This is a genomic window from Synechococcus sp. MIT S1220, assembly GCF_047303025.1.
GTDB lineage: Bacteria > Cyanobacteriota > Cyanobacteriia > PCC-6307 > Cyanobiaceae > Parasynechococcus.
In genome coordinates this window covers 3,191,726-3,212,016 of the sequence record NZ_CP138939.1, presented here as the reverse complement: position 1 = coordinate 3,212,016, position 20,291 = coordinate 3,191,726, and the positions used below count along the sequence as shown (strand labels likewise).

The window sequence follows — 20,291 nt, the reverse complement described above, 5'->3', positions numbered from 1 at the left end:
GAAAATTCCTGGGTTCATGGACTCCTCGCCGCAGTCCAACGGCAGCGCAGACCGTCAGTTCCGGGAGCGTTTTGAACACCTCCTGCCAACGATCCAAGAGCGCTGGCCTGAATTAGCCCGCCACACCCTCGAAGCAACACGTGGCAGCTTGGATGAAGTGGTCCGATTGATCGAGCAGAGCACGGGTTTGACTCATCAAGGAGTGCGGGAGCAGCTGGATGAATTGATGCTTGCCGCCGGTGATCGCGGGCGGCATCTGGCAGACAGTCTTGAGCCGCTCGAGCAGCAACTGGAGGAACTGCTGGATGAACTGAACAGCACCTTGCGTCCCCGCATCGAGAAGCCAGTGCGACAGCGTCCCTTGCTCTCGGTTGGAGTCGCCATGGGTGTTGGTGTGTTGTTGGGAATGCTGCTCACGGGTGGACGTCGCAGCCGATGAATGATTCCCAGTCAGCTCGGGGATTTGGTGCGGCCGCCCGCGTTACTGCTTTGGCGGCATCGGTAATGGATCTGCATGTGCGGATGGCTTTGCAAGAAGTGGATCGGGAGAAGCGGAGAGTTATTGGAGGTGCACTTTTTCTGGCGATGGCTGGCACTGCTCTTTTGCTTGCCCTTCTCGCTTCGCAAGTTGCATTGTTGCTTTGGATTCAAGAGGCTTGGAATGTCAGCCTTATTACCGCACTGTTGCTTGAGGCGACAGGAAATCTGATCTTGGCAGGATTTGCGATTCGTATTGGTGCGCAGTTGTTGAGAGGACCATTCTTGCCGCAAACATTGGATGGGTTGTCGAAAACCTTTAAGGCTGTTTTGGGTAAATAACCTTGAGCGAGTATATTTAATTTATTTGATTTTTCTAAAATAATTCCCCAGATTTTTTACTATTTTAGTCAACCGCTTCGAGGGTTTTGGCCTCCTCTGATTGCGATGTCCAGCGAGCAATTGCTGGCATGGAGAGGCTTTGCACTAGAAGATTTGTGATGGCTGTAATAAAAATGATGCTTTGAATATCTTGCGCGGTAGACGTGGTTACTGAGGAATCAAAGAAATTGGTCTTGGATATGATTTCAACCATTTCAAACGACAGGGCCAACGTCACTGCACCTTTGAAGCCGCACCAGCCGAGCAAAGACGCCTCTTTCCATCTCAATCGAGAAAATGGTTGGAAGACAAAGATGCTGAGAGGTCTGGCAATCACCATCATGATGAATGCACACATCAAGCCCCATGGAAGCACTCTGAACAGTGAGTCGGGGTCGACCCGTGCCGCAAACGAGCAGTAGATAAAGATTTCGGCAAGTTCTTCGAACGGTTCGATGGATTCCTTGAGGTTTTGAATAATTGTGACTTCCTCTGATTTATGCAAATTGCTCAACACCATCCCTGCGATGAAAGCCGAGATCAAGCCGGATCCTCCTAGGAAATTTGAAACCGCATAATTGATGCTGACAATCGCTAGGCCGGCCGATAAAAGCTGTTGTTTGCGCAAGTTGAGATTTTTTAGCATCCAGATCGACAAGTAGCCAAAGATTGCTCCAACAAGTGAGCCCGTGCTGAATAGGCCCACAAAATTGTCTGTAATAGCGCGTAAGTTTAAATTGCCGGTAATTTCATTTGCGATACTGATTTTTCCTGCCAAGTGTGCATCGTGGAAGATCCAAGAGGTAACCATGCCGTAGATGATCACTGCAGCTGGATCGTTTATGGACGACTCGAACTTGATAATTTGAAGAACCTTTTCGGGTAGTTTGACTCGTAATCTATTAAGAATCGAAATCGATGCTGAGGCATCAGTTGAGCTCAGAGATGCTCCGATCAACATGCAAACACTCAGGGGGAGATCGCCAAGAATGCCATTGTTTAAGCCTAAAAACTTATCAGATACGGCAACGTAAAACAAAGATCCTAAAATGACTGCTGAAATAGCAACCCCAATCGTTGAAAGAATAATTCCGTATCGCAATATTGATCGAATTGAGGAAAATTTTGTTTCCAGTCCTGATGAAAATAGGATGAGATTGAGGCTGATTAAATGTGTGATGTGAACAAATTGATCGCTTGCTTGCAGTGGTGTTTTGCCAAAGATGGGCACAATGACCAAGCCTGATATCAAAATGATGAATTGTGTTGGTATTCGTTCATTTTTATTGATGAATTTATTGAAAATAATTGGGTATAAAAGCATCGCTCCAAGTCCGAAAAAGCGAACTTCATCGGTGATACTGTTTTCAGTTGCTGGGCCTGAAACCGCTAGTAAATTTGATATTAAATCCATTGCGGATTAATCACTTCCTTTAGGGAATATAGCGATGCTTGCTTTGGCTAAAAGCATTTTCAGCAAACTTCGACTTTGGTTTGCATCACCCTGGCTGATCTGATGAGTTCAGCCTGCACCTCTTAATGAATTGATCAATCAGCGGATCGCGTAATGCAACCATCGGCAGTCGATCCCGCCGTTGCTCACGGGGATCCGCCTTGAGGCTTTGAGTCGAAGTGCTCCTGTGAGTTTCGGATTGCCGCTCAGCAACCACAGCTGCCAGCCGGATGCTTCCTTTCGCACAAACTCTCCCAGGTCGCTGTACAACCGATTCAGTTCGTCCTCGTTTCCGAGCCTCTGTCCGTAGGGAGGGTTGCAGACCAAAACGCCCGGCCCGTCTGGCAAGTGTTGTTCGCCGAAGCTGCCATTGATGATGGAGATGATGGCATCCAATCCCGCGGCCGAGACGTTGTCACGGGCCTGGTTGGCGATCGAGGGGTCTTGCTCGAAGCCCAGTATTGGCGGCAGTGTGCGATTGCGGCGTCGGCGTTGTTGGGCTCGATCTATTTCTTGCTGCCAGAGCTCTGGGTGAAAGTCAGCCCAGCCCTCCAAAGTGAAGTGACGCCCGAGGCCAGGAGGTTGTTGCAGAGCACCGAAGGCCGCCTCAATCAACAGAATCCCTGATCCGCAGCAGGGATCCACAAGGGGCTGCTGGCCATTCCAGCCGCTGAGATGGATGAGGCCAGCGGCAAGGTTTTCCTTCAATGGAGCCGTTCCCATGGCAGCTCGATAGCCGCGACGGTGCAGGCTTCCTTGGCTCCCGTCCAGGCTCAACACCGCCTGGCCATGGCTGAGGTGCAGGTGCAGTGAGAGATCGGGTTCACTCAAGTCGATTGATGATCGCTGGCCCCACAGGTCTCGCTGCTCATCAATCAGTGCATTTTTGACCTGTAGAGCGGTGAAATGGCTGTGGTTCAGCCCAGGCGCGATCCCTGTCACGTCGACCCGAAACGTCATGGAAGGGTGCAGCCAGCGCTCCCAATCGAGGGCGTGTCGGATGCCGTCATAGAGATCGTCACGACCCTGGCAAGGGAAGCGAGCCATCTCCCGCAACAGCCTGAAGGGGAGTCTGCTCTGGAGGTGCAACCGATAGAAACAGGCCATATCGGCCTGGAAGATTGCGGCTCTTCGCCTTGCCTCAACGTTGTGAGCTCCAAGGGATCTGAGTTCGTCGCACCCTGCCTCCTCCAGGCCTTGGGGGAGCACTGCCACTGCGGGAAATCGGTTCACACGACCCAAGGATTTGTGCTCCAGGGCTTCATTCCTGTCAGAATGGCAACGTCCGACTCGTTCGGACTAGGTGATCCACACCAGTGTTTCGGACAGCGGTTCGATTCCGCTCAGCTCCATTCCCCCTCAGGGGGCTGCAATGGTTTCGACGGGGCATGAGGAGGGTGACTGAAGCCTGCTCGGTGAGAGCAAACCCGTAACTGCGAACAACATCGTTCGTTTCTCCCGTCAAGCAGCCCCAGTTGCTGCCTGACCCTTTAAGGGAGATGGGGTGAGGTCAGCCTTATCACCCAAATGACTCACGGGGCCTGGAAGGGCCCTTTTTAATTGTCAGAGACTGGGTTCTTAGGGTCCTGGCGCAGTGCCTTGAAGTTGATTGCACGCAAATTTGCACGCAAGTGACTCGTGGATGGTGAGGGGCACTCGGTAGGCCTGGGACTGGGCTGCTGCCAGCAGGCCGCCTCAATCCCCAGACAGCAAGAGTGCTGTTGTTGTTGCTCAATTTGGGTGGGTGGAAGTGCTCACAATCAAAATCAACCGTTCAATGGCCTCTGAGAACGGTTGCGCAGGAGCCGTCCTCGACGTGTGTTGAGAGTTGATGGGAGTGATGACCATGGCAGCGGTCGTCCTGTGGCCACCGAGTAGGTGGTCTCAGTGATCCTGTTGCCGGGTCCGTTGATCTCGAGCAGCGTGAACGTTTGTTGTGGTGCAGAGCCTCCTTGCAGTAACCGCCGAGGTCCACTACCAAGCGCTCCAAGTTGAATGAGATCGAGTTGTCCATGGCGTCCTGAAAACCAGGCGTGGTGATGACCACTGATGTAAGCGTTCACGTTGGCGGTCTCCATCAGGTTCTGGAGAACGTGCTCTTGGTTCAAGATTTCACCAGCGCGATCTTTGTTTTGCCCAACGCCGACCAATGGCAAATGGCCCACGACAAAACGTGCCGTGGCACGTGTTGATGCCGACGAGGCCAATTGCTGTTTTGCCCAGATCAACTGGTTGTCTGGGATGTGGGCGGAGCTGGCATCCCAGACCAGCCAAAACAGCCCTTGTTGGGACACCGTGTAATGAAATGGGAATTGGGACGTATCAATGAAGTCAAGGCCTAGTTGTGAGCGGATTGGCATCCAAAATCGACGTACAGCGTCCCGATCAGCCTTGAATCCCGGTGAGCCATCGTGATTGCCGATGGTGGGAAGCAAAGGAATGCCCGCAATTCGCAGCGGTTGAAGCACAGCGGCTTCGAAGCTGCTCCACATCGCATCAAGCTGTTGACGTGTGAGGCCGTGTTTCTGACCAGCAACCATGTCTCCGGCACAGACAACGAGGTTTGGTTGAAGAGCGATGAGCTGATGCAACCCCTGATGGACGGCGGGGACATAGCTCGTTGATCCATAGCCGCTGTTGAGGTCGCTGATCAGTCCGATACGCAGTGGGGCCTGCGGTTTGGCGAGCGATGGCATGGCTGCAGCACCGAGGCCGGTTCCAAGCAGCAGCTGCAATATTTGGCGACGGCCTAGCAGCACAACAGCAATCGAAGCAAGATGGATCGCATCACCTTGCACCTGTTGAGACTGGGCGGCAAGTGTGCATTAAGGATCGACCGATCGAAGCAGATGATCGCGGAGGTGATGAACACGTGGACGGTCCTAAGAATGTTGCGATGCGGTCTGGATGCAAAAACTGGTGCAGCGCATGATCGTTACAACAACATCCGGTGCAATGTTGGCTGACCAGCTCTGATGGTTATAAATCCCCCGGGATGGTGGAGCTGTGCATCAGACGCATGCCAAGGTGTACGGCTGTAACAAAACGGGCCGGCCTGGAAATTGTCAAAGCCATGAAGGATGTTTGCGGCTGGACTGAAGTTCATGGCCGGTCTGTTTTGGCGGAACCGAGATTCCGTTTACCGCGACAGCTGGGAACACTTCAGACAGTCACAACTGAACCATGACCCTCCAAACCTGTATCGCGCTGTTCCTGCTGTATCAACTCGTCTCAGCGCTACGCGCCAATGACCCTGACACCTTCAAGTAGTGGCTCTGTGGTGGGGTGCACGACCTTGGGTTGTGGCTTGAGCTTGGCTGAATAAGCCAAGCTCAATCTCCTTTGATAACTTTGTCCCTCTGGGAATAAAAGTCGGAGCTGTCAGATGAGAGGCAACTCAAAGTCGGCTATTAAAATTTTATTATCCTGAAATTGATCTTTTTGGCCTGTCGACATGGCCATAAAGTTGTCGTCCAGGCTTACACGGAAGAATCCCATGAGTTTTTTTCCTGTTTCAAACTATTTGATGAATTCTGGTTCTATCGAGAGCTCTGCTATTTTTGTGCCTTTATCAAGGTAATCAAATTTTTTGTTTCCGAAATTCACTGTTCTGGGGGTTGTCTGCATCGCCGAAAAAGCTGTTTGTGTTCTTGTCTTTGAATTTTATTTTCTTGAAGTCGAGCCCGCTGACGATGTCATCATGGAAAGCGAAAGTGGCTCTAACGCTGCTGATTCCTTTTTTATTTGTTCTGCGTTTGGCATTGAAGTAGCCTGTCAATGTATCTGATTTCTTCGCCTAATTTAGATCATCAAAGGCCACGACGACGTCGATGATTTTTGAGAAGACGTTGGAGGCTCCTTTGTGCAGAATTGGCCTATTTTTTTCTCTCTCTAGTTGTGGTCTGGAGGTACGGCAAGCCTTCTTGGTGGATTCTCAGGTTGCTGTCGGGCTCCCTTGCGGGCTTGTGTGGCGATTTGCTGCTCTCCAGCGCACCCCCTATTTAAGCCACTCTCGCTGGACTTCTGGGCCAATCGAATACTTGAACCCATGCCGCTTTGCCCAGATTGAGAAGGTGGTGGAGCTGTTCTTAGCTATCGGGCGATCGTTGTAAATAGGAGCCTCAAATCCAACTCCTCGTTCTGCTCAGAGGCCTTCTGATATTTCGCTCTATCCTCTGCGCTCATTGAGCCGTCTTTTCACTCAACATAGAAGTCCTGACCGTTAACAAGGAAGTCTGGCGTGTAGTGATGGTGGGAGACGTAGTGGATTCTTTTCGGTTCATAATCGAAACAATGACAACTCTCAATCAGGTTTTGAGCGACCAAATATTCGAACTTGCTTCTAAACCCGTTCCAAGCTTCTAAAGACGATACTGTAACGCGCCTTGGCTAATTTAAATATATTGTAAAAAAACAGTCACAGAGACGGATTCAAGGTAGGCAACAACCCCGTCTGGAGCAGTAATATGACATAAAGAGCTTGTTTGCATGCGTTTTAAAATGCACGCAGACATTAACTACGTTAAACTCAAAGCAGAATCAATATAAGTCTTCCGTGAATCCAGACGCATCTGGAAGAAACGGACGAACTGGCCGGAGCACCTTTTTAATTCCATTTTGAGAGGTGTCATCACTATCGCCACTATTGTCAACCGTGACTTGTTTTCTATCCCTAGAGATCGGCTGATCAGGAGTCACGGTTGCAGGCCAGAACTCTCAGAAGCCGCCTTTGCCTTTGGTCGCGTTAATGCGTCTCCGTTGTACCAGTCCTTTTGCATTGAGCTGCTGCAAAGCATCAAGGGCCTTTCTCTCTGGATCAGTCTCATCTAGTTCGAGCCTTGCAGCCACTTCTTTTGCAGTAGTGGCGAGGCCCTGGTCCCACTGATCTTCAACAACGCCAAAAGCTGACAGTTGTCGTTCGGTCAGCTTCTCGATGGTTGTTTCGCGCTGACGCTCGCGCTCTAGATCCTCCGTCGAACCACAGGTTCTTCAGTGAGCCTCGTCGCGCTCAATCACAAGGGATAAAGGCTCACCTCCTCTTCCTTCAGTCCTGAGTGTCTTGCGATTGTCGCTACCGGTTTAGAAGCGATTTCAGTCAAGACCTGTTTGCCGGACTGTCTGTGGCGGGGGTCGCTTTGCCGGTATCCATCGCCTAAGCGGGACTGGTGGGGCTGTTCGTCACCTGTGCGGTGACATTGTCGGAGCAGCAGACAACATTTCAGATGTGTGGGAATCTTCGCTGGCTACAACACTTTCAATGACCTTTTTGATGCATTGGTCTTTCAAGACCGGCTATCACGAAATTGCTGCCAAGAAGTTCCTCGCGTCGGGTGCCCCCTTTCCCGATTGCAAGTCCTGGAAGCGTTTCCATGGCCCTGGCTCTGTAGAGGGTTGGATTCTCGTGGAGGCTGACAATGCCGATGCTTGCTATGAGCACGCTGCGGAGTGGGCAGAGTGCCTCGATTGGGAGGTCACCCCAGTGCTGACAGACGATCAGGCTGGTCCTTTGATCGCCAAGGTCTACAGCTGATCATTGGCTTGGATGAGGTGTGAGAGATGCAGTAGGTCGAGACACCACCCACAAAATCAAGCAACAACGCCTGAAGAGGTCTCCCCCTCACGCCTCATCGATAGGTCTTAGGACTGCGGTGCGCCATGACTGGTTAGTGTTAATGGAGGCTAAGCCAGCGGTGGAAGAGCTGCTTCTGGACTGGCTTGCCCCTTTCTGACCGATGTAGAGCGGGACAGGCTGATGGCTTGGCACCTGGGTGTGAGCCTCTGAGCCCTTGTCTTTGCAGTGCTTCTGCCGGCCTGTGACCAACCTCACAGGGACTGTTGATTCAGGTCATCGAGTGAGCCAGTGATTCCGGAGATGGTGTGTGCATAGGAGGGGGACACCCTCGACTTCATCCACATCAAAAATGAAAAACCGTACAACACGCGATTGGACCAATCGCATTAATTATCTTTCCAAGGAAGAAACTCAAATTCTTCAAACTGCCAATCCAGTTGACTCTGAAGATAAACAAACGGATATGAATGTAGATCTACTACGGAATGTGGATACAACTGAGGTTGAACACATCGTTCTGCTTGATAAGAGCTTGCTACTGGGAATCAGTGAAGGCAAAGACATGCTTGATTCCGCGAGGGAACTTGCAGGCTCTTTTGGTTTAACACGTGACAGCCATCGAATGAATAACTTTATGCCTAAAACTGGGGGTAACAGACCTCAGAATATACTGGAATCTATGTTTGACGTGAATTTCGACAATGGATTAGAAGAAAAAGCTCGTCAAGGTCAATCTGGCTCTAGATCGAACGCAGCCGAAGAAATCTTCAACACTATTAATGGCGTTAATACGGCCAGAGAAACATATGAAAATGCTCAAAAAGCTTTTAACGGTGATACTGACGCCATGGTGGATCTCACTGTAGATATGGTGCAAGCAACCACCCCTTGGTACATCGATCCAATCATCGAAGCAATTGGCGGGGCCATCAAAGGTGAAGATAATTGGCTCACTGATATCGTTGACTGGTTTGGTGATACAACCGGTCTATACCATGAAAACCCCGATGACATTACTGGCGGTGGAAGCCGTAACGATTTGCTTTTGAGTGGTGACCATCTGCTGAAGAGAAAGATTCTTCAAGGCCTGAATCCGCGCATCAACCCAAGCGAGGATGATTATGACAATAACTATGGAATTGTCTTTGTCGAGGATCCTACAACATTCCTTTCAGGATCAAACTTTGGGCGAAGCACTGGAAAATTCAACGAAGATAGTGGTGCAATAATTGCCACTGGGCAATTTATCGACAAAATTCTTTCCAGCCATGGTGGTACGAGCACGGGAGACTCTGAAAATATCTAACCAAGCATCGGGGAGCCTGATGTTTGAGAAAAAGTTCTCCTCTTAAACTGAAAGCCATACAAGACCCATCTTTGGGAAAGGCAGGGCAGGAAGTGTGGTTCCTGATGTAATCCCCGACAAAACAACTCATACGGATAACAGCCCCGCCAAGTGCGGGGTTTTTTATTGTCTGTACAGAGAGGGGAACATTTCAGACAGGCATATTTGAATCATGATCACTGAAACCAGCATTGCACTTCTCTTGCTGAATGATCTCGTCTCAGCACTAAGGGCCATTGACCCTGACATTTAAAGCGTTGGCTTTGTGGCGGGGCGCAGGACATTTGTAAGCCAGCAGTGCAGGAGCTGCTTCTGGTCTGCCTAGCCCCATTTCTGACCGATGTAAAGCGAGACAGGCTGATGGCTTGGCAGGGCGGTAAGTCTCTACAACCCTTTCATTTCGGTACTCCTGGTCTTCCTGTGACCAACCTCACAGGGACCTCTGACGCAGGTCATCAAGTCGAGCAGCGATTCCGGAGATGGTGTGTTCATCGGCGGGGTAGACCCCAAAGACAAAAAACACACACCACTTAGAACGATGTTTCGCCCTTTCTTCTCCTATCCAAAAGCCAAACAGTTTCAACCCAGCAAAAAAATTAAGGACATTATCGAAGACTCGAAGATTGACGCCAGTGATTTCGAGCCAAAGCTATTTTGGGATCCAAAGAATCCGCCCAAGCCAATTTGGGAAAGATTTAATGTCATTCGAAATGAAGATAATATTGACAACCGCGGTCGTATTATTGGAACGAGTTTAGACGATTATATCCGCGGCACGAGCGAAAATGATACCATTCGCGGTGAACACGGAAGTGATCTTATCTATGGCGGCGATGGAGATGATGACCTTCAGGGAGATACATTGTCTTACCGTGCAACTGATGGCATTGACACAGTTTATGGTGGGAATGGAAACGATAAAATACGAGCACATATTGCTTATGGAGAAAATGGAAATGACCGTCTTTATGCCCCGTATCCAAACGACGGCGATGGCAATCCTATCGGTGGAAATTTAAATGGCGGTAAGGGTGATGACTCAATTTATGGATCGCATAGTGTAGATACCCTCACGGGAGGGGTTGGAAATGACCGTCTTGATGGAGATGGTGGCGGAGATATAATGACCGGTGGGCAAGGTGCTGATAAATTTTTCGCGGGTCATGGACGCAGTCTTGGAGACCTTGGAGGAAGTCCCGAAGATAGAGATGTAATCGTAGATTTCCAAGATGCAGGAGATCATATAATTATCCCAGCAATGGCAGTTAGGAGACTTAACCAAAATGATGTAGATCTTGTTTTCAATAATAGAGGTGCCCTAGTGATTACTGTAAATGATCCTTCCGAAGGAGTCTCCGGTGTTGTTGCTGAAGTGCATGGCTTGGATGTTCAACAACCAATTAATGATCAGATTAATTGGATCAATAATTCGACATTTGAGCTGGCTTGAATTGATACTGATGCCGGGGAGCTTGAAGTTTATTCGATGAACTGAACGCTATACAAGACTCTTCAAGGGAAAAGCAGGGCAGGTCGTGTGGTTCCTGATCAATCCCCCGGCAGTGCAACTTCATCAGCAGCCTCTTCAGCAATGGTTGGGTTTTGTTGCAAAGCGGAGTGTGCCGAATGGAACATCACTTGAAGCTGACCTTTGCCACAATCAATGCTTATATTAATCTGTTGCTAGATTGGAGGATGCCATTTAGGTTTTTGTCGATTAGTTTCGGTTTTAATGCAATTGACTATGAATCGATTGTTACTTCTCCTGCCGTTGACAATTTCTTGGATTAGTTGTTCTTTTCCAAACCCTGCCAATGCTGAGCCAACGCTTCAAGAGCGATTGGCGGTTTCAACTGCTGTCGGACAGCACGGGCTGCTGTGTCAAATGATTGCTGAGAAGATCATTACCCCTGAGCAAGCTGAGAAGGGTGTCGATCTTATTATTAGTGTCAACCTAGAAAGCTTTAAATCTATGAGTCCAAATGATGTTTCGTTGATGAAAAAAGCTCTCAACTGGGGTTGGGACTTCGCCGGGAAGCGCGGGAAGGATCTGCACCCGGCTTGTCCTTTGGGTCCATCGCCTCTCTTTCCATAGCTATTTGCTTCTGTTCCTTATTCTCACGTCCCTTTCAGCAATGGCAGGGTTTTTGATGGGCTGATCAACGAGCAAAAGCTAAAGCGTCACTTTCTTCAGGTTCGATCACTGAAACTCAGCTAAAAATTCTCATCGTGCATTAATTGTCATGGCAAAGGGGCGCGACCACGACCACAGTCATAACGGTGACACAAAAGAGCATATTGCTGATTATCAAGAATCACTGACGGATTCAGAGCAAGCTGACCGGTTGGTTGACTTCACACTGGAGCCCAGCACAGCTATCGCCGCAATTTCCTCAGCAGTACTTTTTGGCGCACTTTTGCTTTCTGCTGCTTCTGCTAATTCTCAAGAGGTCAAGCCAATCGAAAGGACACAATCTGGATGCCCAGGCGGCTATCACATCGTGATGAGTGAGTGCAGGCCAATGAATGGTGCTAGGCCTGCGAGACAACAGAAAGACGGTCGATGTCCACCTGGATGGGGTATATCAATGGGGTATTGCTTGAAATTACCGTCTTGAGGCAGAAGGCCAACAAGGTGGTGAACAGGAACAAGATAGAAAAGGTGGATGTTGATTCAATCAGCCGCTTGATCAGTCCCTTCAGCAATGGCGGGTTTTTTTATTGCCTGAGTAGAGCGAAAAACATTCAAGGCCGTCACACTTAACCTGTGAGTCACATCATCGACATTGCCTTGTTCCTTATTGATATAAGGCTATTGGGCATGGGCTCCAATTAACGATATCTTCCCCTATATATCCCAGTCCATATCCAATGGCTCGGAGGAAATGTTAAAAAAATAGCCAATAATTTTATTTTTGTGAAGACAAACTCTAAAATAATGGCTATTAATTTATGTCACTAATGACAGACATTCCACTGTCGGATGGAATGTGTGGAGTTACTACTCCACTGCCAATCCCGTTGAGCTCTAGAAGCAAAGACTACAATCACTGGTGGAAAAATGTTCATTCATATGAGGATGTAGTCAATTATTGCTGGGGCGACGTAATTAAGAAATTAAGAATAAAAGAGAAGGATGGCAACGATGAATTACTGGTTGAAGTCAAAAAAGGCATTGATCACGAGGATGATATTAATCTAAGGTTCACATCTACAATGTCTACGGAGGTTAGAGGAAAAAAACTAGATAAGTTTTCGCTGAGCAACGACATCACAACCGATGTTCCGTTCTCTATTGCCCTGAATGTCAAGAAGACTATATCGCTTGATATCAATTCCTCTCCGTATGTTATTGGAAGGCAGGAAACAAGACCAATGTCAATTGACGTGTTAACAGGAAAGCATGAAAGAATGTTTGTTTTTTTAGCTAGTATTGACAATGATGGCGAAGTGCAGTCAAATGCTGACATCTTCTATGCAAGATCTGGAGTCAAATTAATTAACAGCAACATTGGTCTTGCTTATGGCAAAGATCAATATACGTTAGAAGAAGGAGTAAAATTGAAGGGGAGAAATTTTGCGTCTTTATCACCATATACGTCTGATGGTGTTAGTGCGAAGATAATTCCAGACGGGGAAATTGATACAGTTAATTTGCCGAAAAAAATTAAAGGTGGCGGAGAGCTCCTGGTTCAAGGTTTTGGAGAGGAAGATATTTTAAAACTTTCTGGTGAAACAATAAGCTATAACCAACTCAAAGATGATAAAGACATATTTCCAGAATGGCTGCAAATCGAAAATATCAATTATTTTTCATGGATGAACTGAACCAAAAACTTCTTTGGTTACATAATCAATGATTCAGTTGTTAGGGACCTTCCCCGTAAGCAATTGCTATTTTTTATTGCTTAACCCCCCGTACAATTCACATCCAACAGTCTCCAATTTTATATTTTACAAGTAGTGGCTCAAGTTAGCTCTTATGGGGGATGACTCACTGATTAGCTGTCTGTAATGTTCCTAAAGAGGTAATGACTAATGCTTAAATTCTTTGATCCTAGAGCAATCATCGGCAGAAAAGATTATGTTTTAGCGCAATTGCTACGTGGATTTTTATTTGCGCTTGCATGTTTAGTTGTATACTATTTTCTTGTTTTCGTAACACTCTTGATGGCCCACTCACTCTTGAAAATGTAAGAAATTAATTTAATAATACTAAGTTAACCAATTTGACTGCAAGTGTTTTTATTTTTGCAGGTCACTTGGTCTACATACCATTGGAAATACGGAGAGCTAGAGATATGAAGCTTGACCTTGGATGGCTTATCGCAAAATGGATCACAATATTTATACCGCTTGAGTTATTCTTCGCCAACGGTGTAACCGCTAGAATTTTTGTCCTTCAGTTTGCGTATGGTTGACTTATTGAAGCGCTATTGATATTTAGGCCTGGCGAAACATATAAAAACTATATACGTAGGTCAGCTTCAGATAATATTACTAAAAAATGGGAAAATATTAATAGCTCTGTCAGTAATAGCGAGGTTTTTAGTTAATCCTCTTCCAGTCGAGCGATCAAGTCAGCAACTGCCATCCGCACCAACTTGGTAATTTGCACATTCTTATCAGCAGACAATACGCGTATTATATCGTGCATCCATTTGGACATATAAACCGTCAGCTTGATACTTGGATTGGGTGATTTAGGTTTCTTTTTCAGGCCATTATGCGATATTCGTACGTCATTCATGGATTCAAGCAGCACGATACAACGTGAATAGTTTCAGCACTAATACGAATGTGCATCGATGCAATATGGCCAGTGTATTTCCATCTTTAAACCATGCTTAGCCAATGAAGAAAAAGCTTTCTTGTGGTCTCACCATCCGTTAGCTCTCCATCTAGTGATGCCATTACAGCTCCTGGGTGCAGTCGCTCCACAATTTGTTTGGCTTCATGGACGACCTCAGCGAGAATCGGTTTGTAACCTGCTGCACCATCGGGCAGCTCGCAGTAAAAGACCTGATAACGGTGCATCGGTCTTGAGTAACTATCCATCTCGTAGCTACGGGGCATTACGTGGCTGCTAACCCTCTGGACAGCAGCTCTCTGCATCTTGGTTAGTACAATGCGCTAAAGGCATAAACCTAATTAAGGCAAGAAAATTGCTCCTACGAGGTTGTCTGGGGTTGGTGGATAAAGCAGGCTGTAAATTGGTACATTCAGATCAGGAACAAAAGTGGAACCGCCAATCAAAACCTTTTAGTACTGCATTTTATCTCCCCGTTCGCTCCCTGGGGCGCAGATAGCCTCGGCAAATATCTAATGGAGAATCATCCACCGTCAAAGAGCTATTACTGCTATCCACAGGGTGTGGCTTGGGAGCTTGGATGTTGGCTGAAGATGAGGTAATAGGTCTGTAAAATACTATATAAATCAGAGATAGTTGTGTAGCCGAGACCGCTCGCTTGCAAAGGGAAAAGAAATTCAAACACTACCTTGTAGTGAGTCTGTTTGCATCTAATTTGCGAAAGATTTTGCAAAAACTGTTTTCACCTTAGCCCCTTTATGCCAGTCAAGGTAGTTCACTTATCTCAGACTTAACGTCCCGATGAGCTGCTTGCTTTGGAATTTTAAAGTCAATCGCATCCCAAACTGGAATGGACAAATAATCGGCTAATGTCTCAGCATCTTTTCGTATTGCACGTAGAGAACCATGGTCAATAATATTGACTCTCTCTCCATCAATGCAGACAAGATTCAGCTCGTAGCTGTAGTAACGCGTTTCCTTTGCGCTCACGTATTCACGTATTAACTGAATAGCACATACCTGTTCTAAGTCATAAGTTTTATCGCCCTTTGCAAGTCTTCGAGATGAGCGATCAAAAACTGACTCTTGTCTTTTCATGCCCCACGATATCCAACAACCACCTCCCACAAACACTAAACCTATAATTCTTTCCGCATCCTCGCCCGAAGATATACCAGGAATAAAAACAGCTAATCCCATTAGAATAAAAGATGCCGAGAAGAGGATTGCAAGAGCAGTTGTTTTGAAAATAAGCAAATCGCCTGAAAGGGGGGAAGTGCTTTTCTGCAATTCATGCGTGCAGAAATTTGTGCCACCGGGTGCCAGTGGATTCCATGATGTCTTAAACGCAAGTTCATCGCCAAAACTCGTGAGATCAAGCACCTCACGCTGGTCTTGAAATTTGTAAAATAGATTTTTTATTATGCCCATAACTATGAATAATTCCGGAAAACTCAATGTAGGATGATTTTCCCTGGATTCGGAAAGTTGTTTGCGAAATTCAAAAGAATTTATCCCTCGATATTGCGTTGCTAGTTAACCCACCAACTGTTGCAGCTCAATCGAATCCAGGGCTGTTGCGAGTTCGCTTTGTCCGATCTCGATGTCTTTAAGAGCTGTTGTAGCCAACCGAGAGTGGAAGGAAGCCCACAGATGCCGGCTTGGTTTTGAGGGTGCCAGCCCCTTGCAGAGCACTTTGGAAGCCGATGGTGGGTTTGACGACATCCTCAAGCTTGATGCTCATTACACAACCAAGATCCTCAGCGGTAGCTGCCGTTCTTGCGTTGTTTGCTCTGACCTGAGTCGGCAAGAGCGCCGAAGAGCAGAGATGAACCAGCAGGTGGCTTGGTCATGCAGTGTCGGTTCGTTCTCCATTGGTAGCAGTGCTGTATCGAGCAGACCAAAGCACCAGCTTGAACGAGACGAACTGGCGCGATGATTTGCTGAGGGTTGTTAATAGCAGGGAGATCGATCAGCCATCTCCCCCCAGACTTCTACTGCTTGCGGTGCTGGAGGAAGTGCTGGGGTAGGGTGTACGTTTGGAGCCGCGGGAATGTAGCGGGGTTGGATCGGCTGCAGCGGACTAGGAGTCAGGAGTGTGAGTTTGGGAGCCGCTTTGAGGACGCTCAGGAAGTTCTCAGGTCGAATCCCTCGAATGCTGAGTTGTCGTGAGGTGATCTTGTAGATGTTGTTATCAGCGAGAGCCTCGAGGAGGTGACCAGTGAAGAACGACACCGCTCGGCCGACTGGCCTGAACTGGTACTGCTGGGAGCAACTTGCACTGATAAGTGAGAAGAGTTTCATTGGTTCAAAGCCTTCTAAAATACAAATGCATTAATTTATTTCCAAAAGCCTTCGTGGCTGTCAGTCCATGTATGAATCTTGGATTTGTCTATTCCTGTAACCACCTCCAGATAAGGATAAGGCGGTGTTATCTCTGATTTCACTAAGTCGATTGATTTGGATGTCATTTCGAACTCTTGCTCAAGAGTTATGATATTTCTGAACCGTCAAGAAAGGCGGTGCCGATAAACGAGTGTAGAGAACTGTTCAAGGAGTATCAAATTCATGTCAAAAGTGAGTTCGTTGATACGAGGCGGCGGTGACGATTATTTGTGTAAATTTTTTACTTGTCCCCTTGCGTCTCGATGTCTACGTTCAGATTGACATTGTTATTTCGATGCAACACCTCAAAAAATTCAGCTTGGCTTCGGCCTCAGCTGCATTGGCCACTAGCGGCTTGATAGCAGCTTCGATCTCTATAGCTCCACACTCAGCCAAGGCTGCGCCGGAAGCCTACGAAGGCAACGAGTCAACGCTATCCGGTGATCAGAGGAACACTGATTTCATCAACAGAGTTGGTGCGAAGCAGCTCCTTAATGATCTTCGTAGGGGTGGATACGTCGTTTATGTAAGGCATGCGAAGACCTTCAAGGACTGGGGAGATCAGGTCAGCCCGCAACTCAATCTCGCTGACTGCAGCACCCAGAGACGTTTAAGTGCAGAGGGTAAACAGCAAGCGCGAGAAATCGGTAGGGGAGTGAAAGCCGCAGGCATTCCTGTCGGCCAGGTCTTCTCCAGTGAATATTGCCGTGCCTACAACACGGCTGATTTGGCTTTCGGAAAATACAAGAAACATTCAAACCTGAATTTCCTTCCCTGCGTTGATTGCACCCCTCAGGATTACAAGGAATATGCAGCGAGGGTTTCCCCTTTGCTTTCAGCAATGCCAGAGGCAGGCACCAACACCTTCCTGTTTGGGCATGACGACCCTTTCCAGGGCGTCACGATGGGTGTGGAGCCGCCCATGGGAATCTATCCAGACCCAATGGGAGTGGCTTATGTCGTCAAACCTCTGGGTAATGGCAATTTTCAGCTCGTTGCCAAGCTTCTTCCAACTCAGTGGAGCGCATTGGCTCGGTTCTGATTGAGTTTCAGAAGCTTTGATTGGCGCCGTCTCTTTTTTTATGGACGGCATTTTTTCTGCCCTGAGTATCTCAATGATGATGGTGCAACGGCAGCCGCTGGGAGGAGTAAAAGTGGTTCATGCAGCTTAAAATGCTGAGGGTTGAGTTGTCGTGATGACAACCAGAAAGAGACCTGTTGGGCCTTTTCTATCGTGAACGAATCTCTTGCACCAGATAGTTCACGACGAACGGCAGGGGTTTGAAATATCTCTGTCACGGCAAAGAATCTCGAGTTCATATGGAAGTCATATATGTACAGTCTTACCTCAGACGTCTGATTTCAAGTGTTGACTCGGTCAGCAACATAATAGCCTCTGAATCATCTTTTCGTCGCCTTATTAATGGATCAATCCTGATAACCTTTGGAGGTTGATTGGATGCTGTCTCAAGTCTCTCTGAGCGACGTCTGTAATTCTCTGTAGCAGGCTTGATATTCATATTGTGCACAAACTTATAAAGCAAGAATTTAGTAAGCCTGATGCCATCAGAGGGCGGCTGAAAGCTATACAAGGCCCGAAAGGGCAAAGCAGGGGGCGTTGGTGTTGTCGCTATCAATCTCCCGACAGAACACACACGGACATCAGCCCCGCCAAGTGCGGGGTTTTTTAGACAATTTTGCGGCCAGATAGTCACAAAAAAGCCCCCCGCAGTAGCAGGGAGTAGTTATAACTAAATATTGGAGTTCAATTAATATAGTTTAAACCTCTCGTAGATTGTTGAGATAGTGCATCTGGGCTAATGCCTTCAACAATGGCAAGTAAATCATCAAAAGCGAAGATTGCGGCATGACCACTGCTGCTTTTTCCCAGCCCCACATTTATCTCCGAATAAGGACCTGACTCAAAGTCAAATACAATGAGGTCTTCCCCAATTATGAAATCTTTGATGATGTCATGACCATAGCCTGGAGTAAGAATAAATGTGTCCTTACCTGCGCCACCCCATAGTTTGTTAAAACCTTGTCCTCCTTTCAGGGTGTCATCACCCGAAAGACCATAGATCTCGTCGCGAGCTTCGCCACCATCGAGCAAGTCGTTCTCTTGGCTGCCGTGATGAGTATCGTTATCAATCATCGAAAAACATCATATCCTCTTCATCCTCATTAGGACTGAGGTGAATACCTTTAATAGAGGATTTTTCCTGTTGGTTACTGAGTGAAGTGTTGATGAAGGTCATTTGTTTCGACCGGTTGTGCGAATCTCTTCCCGGACAACTTCACCATCTCAGTTGATTTTTGGGCGCTCTGGACATTCTCTGGTCAGCCGTTGGAGGGGTTGTGGTGAAAGACAGGTGACACTCTCAGCACTGGAGGTGTTTTTCTGTAAAAGCACTGATGTGTATGGGATTTGAGTAACGCGGCACTGCTGAGCAAATGCTTCGAATGAATGATGGGAAGGAATGGCGCGGGCTGACGTTGATGACGTCATGCCGTCTTGGAGCCGAATCACATGCTGTCTGTTGACATCAGTTCACCCAATAGTTGCGCTCTGCTAATGCTGCGTTGGCTTGGGGCTTGACGAGCTCATAACCCGAAGGTCAAAAGTTCAGATCTTGCTTAGCCGGAATCAGGCGCCTGGTTAGAGCACAGGATTTATAACCCCATGCTTGTTGGTGCGGATCTCACCCTGTCATTGAGGATCAGCTTTTGTGGGACATCAATTGGTTTCCTGCGGGTTGCCATCCCTCAAGAAATACGAATTATCGGCGATGTCAACGACGGGGCTTATTAGGAGAACTTTCTGGAGGGCCTGGATTCACCGGCATCACCCTAATTTTCTTATCGGTTTTAATTACTGCATTAATGAGATGAGGTCTTTGGAATAGCCCAGAATTGCAATCAATCGCGAAATTCTGAGCTTCCATCGCATCCGATGCATACACACTTTCCAAATGACTCTTGCCTTCAAGGTCTTTGTATTGGATTAAGTATTGATGGATAGTACGCTGTGTGTTCATTGGTGAATTATGTAATAGCCTCAGATTGGTGAGGCTTGAATCTTTAGTGATTAGCCAGCAACAGCAGAGATGCTGTAGGGAGCCTCAGGGGAGCTTGTGGGCATGGGATCGAGTTTTCCTTGTGCCAATGCTTTGGCGCGGATGTACATCTGGCTTGAGGTTGCACCAGCCGCTTCCATTGCTTTAGCAACAACATCCCAGTTACGGATTTCGGTAGACATTTTCAATTGAGTTGAGGGTGCAAAAAGTTTGGCTATTCCTTTGGGTGAGCGGTGACGTTGAAACCCGCCCCTAAGCCGAACACGCAGATTGACAGCGCACTTGTTAAGGCGAATGCCGGCCTCGTTTTGGTCGTGCAACTCCTAGTCAATTGAATTCAGACAGAACCAGCCACGGGGTAGAGCAGTCCGGTAGCTCGTCGGGCTCATAACCCGAAGGTCAAAAGTTCAGATCTTGCTCAGCCGGAATCAGGTGCCTGGTTAGAGCACAGGATTCATCACCCTGAGGTCGACCATCCGGCTTTTAACCGGCTGGTCCTTCACGGTCGTGCACTTGAGCTTGTGGGTTCGAATCCCACCCTCTCCGTTTCTGCCGAGGGTGCAGCACCGAAAAATCAACCTGGTGCAGGGCTATCGAGGGTTCGAACCTGACCACCTGCATGCCATCAAAGTGCTCTACCGGCTGAGCTGTGGCTGTCCAGGTAGCGCACCACTTTGAGGTAGTTGGGGTCGTGGAAAAAAACAGTCGTTTGCAGGGTTTTGGAACCTGTGACCAACCTCACAGGGACTGCTGACGCAGGTCATCGAGTGAGGCAGAGATTCCGGAGATGG

The 20,291-nt window shown here is 47.8% G+C and carries 22 protein-coding genes; 11 read left to right on the top strand and 11 right to left on the bottom strand.

Annotation, left to right across the window (positions count from 1 at the left end; all coding sequences use genetic code 11):
- The first annotated feature begins 16 nt into the window (after window positions 1-16).
- Both SIB64_RS16315 and SIB64_RS16310 read left to right on the top strand, forming a co-directional pair.
- Window positions 17-439, top strand: coding sequence for a glycine zipper domain-containing protein (locus tag SIB64_RS16315; protein WP_413441231.1), 423 nt, complete (start codon window positions 17-19; stop codon window positions 437-439).
- Window positions 436-819: a phage holin family protein gene (locus SIB64_RS16310; protein WP_413441230.1), complete on the top strand. Its 384-nt coding sequence runs from the start codon at window positions 436-438 to the stop codon at window positions 817-819. Before SIB64_RS16315 ends, SIB64_RS16310 begins: the two co-directional genes overlap by 4 nt.
- Window positions 820-883: 64 nt before the next feature.
- Here the strand turns inward: SIB64_RS16310 and SIB64_RS16305 are convergent, their stop codons facing one another.
- The 3 genes from SIB64_RS16305 to SIB64_RS16295 all read right to left on the bottom strand — a co-directional run bounded on the left by SIB64_RS16305 (window position 884) and on the right by SIB64_RS16295 (window position 5,109).
- A complete protein-coding gene (locus tag SIB64_RS16305) occupies window positions 884-2,272 on the bottom strand; it encodes a cation:proton antiporter (RefSeq protein WP_413441229.1) in 1,389 nt (462 codons plus the stop codon).
- Between the two features lie 138 nt (window positions 2,273-2,410).
- The gene (locus SIB64_RS16300; protein ID WP_413441228.1) at window positions 2,411-3,553 is read right to left on the bottom strand and encodes a THUMP domain-containing class I SAM-dependent RNA methyltransferase; all 1,143 of its coding nucleotides are present in this window, start codon (window positions 3,551-3,553) and stop codon (window positions 2,411-2,413) included.
- A 524-nt stretch (window positions 3,554-4,077) separates the two neighbouring features.
- Window positions 4,078-5,109: a metallophosphoesterase family protein gene (locus SIB64_RS16295; protein ID WP_413441227.1), complete on the bottom strand. Its 1,032-nt coding sequence runs from the start codon at window positions 5,107-5,109 to the stop codon at window positions 4,078-4,080.
- Window positions 5,110-5,415: 306 nt separating this feature from the next.
- On the opposite strand from SIB64_RS16295, the gene SIB64_RS16290 reads away from it, so the two are divergent.
- From SIB64_RS16290 to SIB64_RS16260, 7 genes are all read left to right on the top strand, one after another.
- The gene (locus SIB64_RS16290) at window positions 5,416-5,562 is read left to right on the top strand and encodes a hypothetical protein (protein WP_413441226.1); all 147 of its coding nucleotides are present in this window, start codon (window positions 5,416-5,418) and stop codon (window positions 5,560-5,562) included.
- 2,006 nt (window positions 5,563-7,568) lie between these two features.
- Entirely contained in the window at window positions 7,569-7,841 is a 273-nt protein-coding gene (locus SIB64_RS16285; RefSeq protein WP_413441225.1) for a DUF3303 domain-containing protein, read from the top strand.
- 391 nt (window positions 7,842-8,232) lie between these two features.
- Window positions 8,233-9,189: a hypothetical protein gene (locus SIB64_RS16280; RefSeq protein WP_413441224.1), complete on the top strand. Its 957-nt coding sequence runs from the start codon at window positions 8,233-8,235 to the stop codon at window positions 9,187-9,189.
- A gap of 577 nt (window positions 9,190-9,766) precedes the next feature.
- Window positions 9,767-10,678 carry a hypothetical protein gene (locus SIB64_RS16275; protein WP_413441223.1) on the top strand — a complete coding sequence of 304 codons (912 nt, stop codon included), beginning with the start codon at window positions 9,767-9,769 and terminating at the stop codon, window positions 10,676-10,678.
- A gap of 321 nt (window positions 10,679-10,999) precedes the next feature.
- Window positions 11,000-11,323 (top strand): hypothetical protein, encoded by a 324-nt coding sequence (locus SIB64_RS16270; protein WP_413441222.1) that lies wholly within the window; start codon window positions 11,000-11,002, stop codon window positions 11,321-11,323.
- 148 nt (window positions 11,324-11,471) lie between these two features.
- On the top strand, window positions 11,472-11,846 hold the full coding sequence (locus SIB64_RS16265; protein ID WP_413441221.1) for a hypothetical protein: 375 nt from the start codon (window positions 11,472-11,474) through the stop codon (window positions 11,844-11,846).
- Between the two features lie 343 nt (window positions 11,847-12,189).
- Window positions 12,190-13,056, top strand: coding sequence for a hypothetical protein (locus SIB64_RS16260; protein ID WP_413441220.1), 867 nt, complete (start codon window positions 12,190-12,192; stop codon window positions 13,054-13,056).
- 724 nt (window positions 13,057-13,780) lie between these two features.
- On the opposite strand, the gene SIB64_RS16255 is transcribed toward SIB64_RS16260, so the two are convergent.
- The 5 genes from SIB64_RS16255 to SIB64_RS16235 form a co-directional block, all read right to left on the bottom strand.
- Window positions 13,781-13,993, bottom strand: a complete 213-nt coding sequence (locus tag SIB64_RS16255; RefSeq protein ID WP_413441219.1) for a hypothetical protein — start codon at window positions 13,991-13,993, stop codon at window positions 13,781-13,783.
- 71 nt (window positions 13,994-14,064) lie between these two features.
- Window positions 14,065-14,304: a hypothetical protein gene (locus SIB64_RS16250; RefSeq protein WP_413441218.1), complete on the bottom strand. Its 240-nt coding sequence runs from the start codon at window positions 14,302-14,304 to the stop codon at window positions 14,065-14,067.
- Window positions 14,305-14,803: 499 nt separating this feature from the next.
- A complete protein-coding gene (locus tag SIB64_RS16245; RefSeq protein WP_413441217.1) occupies window positions 14,804-15,496 on the bottom strand; it encodes a hypothetical protein in 693 nt (230 codons plus the stop codon).
- 151 nt (window positions 15,497-15,647) lie between these two features.
- Window positions 15,648-15,782, bottom strand: a complete 135-nt coding sequence (locus tag SIB64_RS16240) for a hypothetical protein (RefSeq protein ID WP_413441216.1) — start codon at window positions 15,780-15,782, stop codon at window positions 15,648-15,650.
- 209 nt (window positions 15,783-15,991) lie between these two features.
- Entirely contained in the window at window positions 15,992-16,342 is a 351-nt protein-coding gene (locus SIB64_RS16235) for a hypothetical protein (RefSeq protein WP_413441215.1), read from the bottom strand.
- A gap of 400 nt (window positions 16,343-16,742) precedes the next feature.
- Here SIB64_RS16235 and SIB64_RS16230 point away from each other — a divergent pair, with 400 nt between their 5' ends.
- Entirely contained in the window at window positions 16,743-17,465 is a 723-nt protein-coding gene (locus tag SIB64_RS16230; RefSeq protein WP_413441214.1) for a histidine phosphatase family protein, read from the top strand.
- Between the two features lie 723 nt (window positions 17,466-18,188).
- Here the strand turns inward: SIB64_RS16230 and SIB64_RS16225 are convergent.
- The 3 genes from SIB64_RS16225 to SIB64_RS16215 form a co-directional block, all read right to left on the bottom strand.
- Complete coding sequence (locus tag SIB64_RS16225) at window positions 18,189-18,578, bottom strand: hypothetical protein (RefSeq protein ID WP_413441213.1); 390 nt, start codon at window positions 18,576-18,578, stop codon at window positions 18,189-18,191.
- Window positions 18,579-19,215: 637 nt separating this feature from the next.
- On the bottom strand, window positions 19,216-19,461 hold the full coding sequence (locus SIB64_RS16220) for a hypothetical protein (protein ID WP_413441212.1): 246 nt from the start codon (window positions 19,459-19,461) through the stop codon (window positions 19,216-19,218).
- A 50-nt stretch (window positions 19,462-19,511) separates the two neighbouring features.
- Complete coding sequence (locus tag SIB64_RS16215; protein WP_413441211.1) at window positions 19,512-19,682, bottom strand: hypothetical protein; 171 nt, start codon at window positions 19,680-19,682, stop codon at window positions 19,512-19,514.
- Window positions 19,683-20,007: 325 nt separating this feature from the next.
- On the opposite strand from SIB64_RS16215, the gene SIB64_RS16210 reads away from it, so the two are divergent.
- Window positions 20,008-20,178 carry a hypothetical protein gene (locus tag SIB64_RS16210; RefSeq protein WP_413441210.1) on the top strand — a complete coding sequence of 57 codons (171 nt, stop codon included), beginning with the start codon at window positions 20,008-20,010 and terminating at the stop codon, window positions 20,176-20,178.
- The last annotated feature ends 113 nt before the right edge of the window (window positions 20,179-20,291 follow it).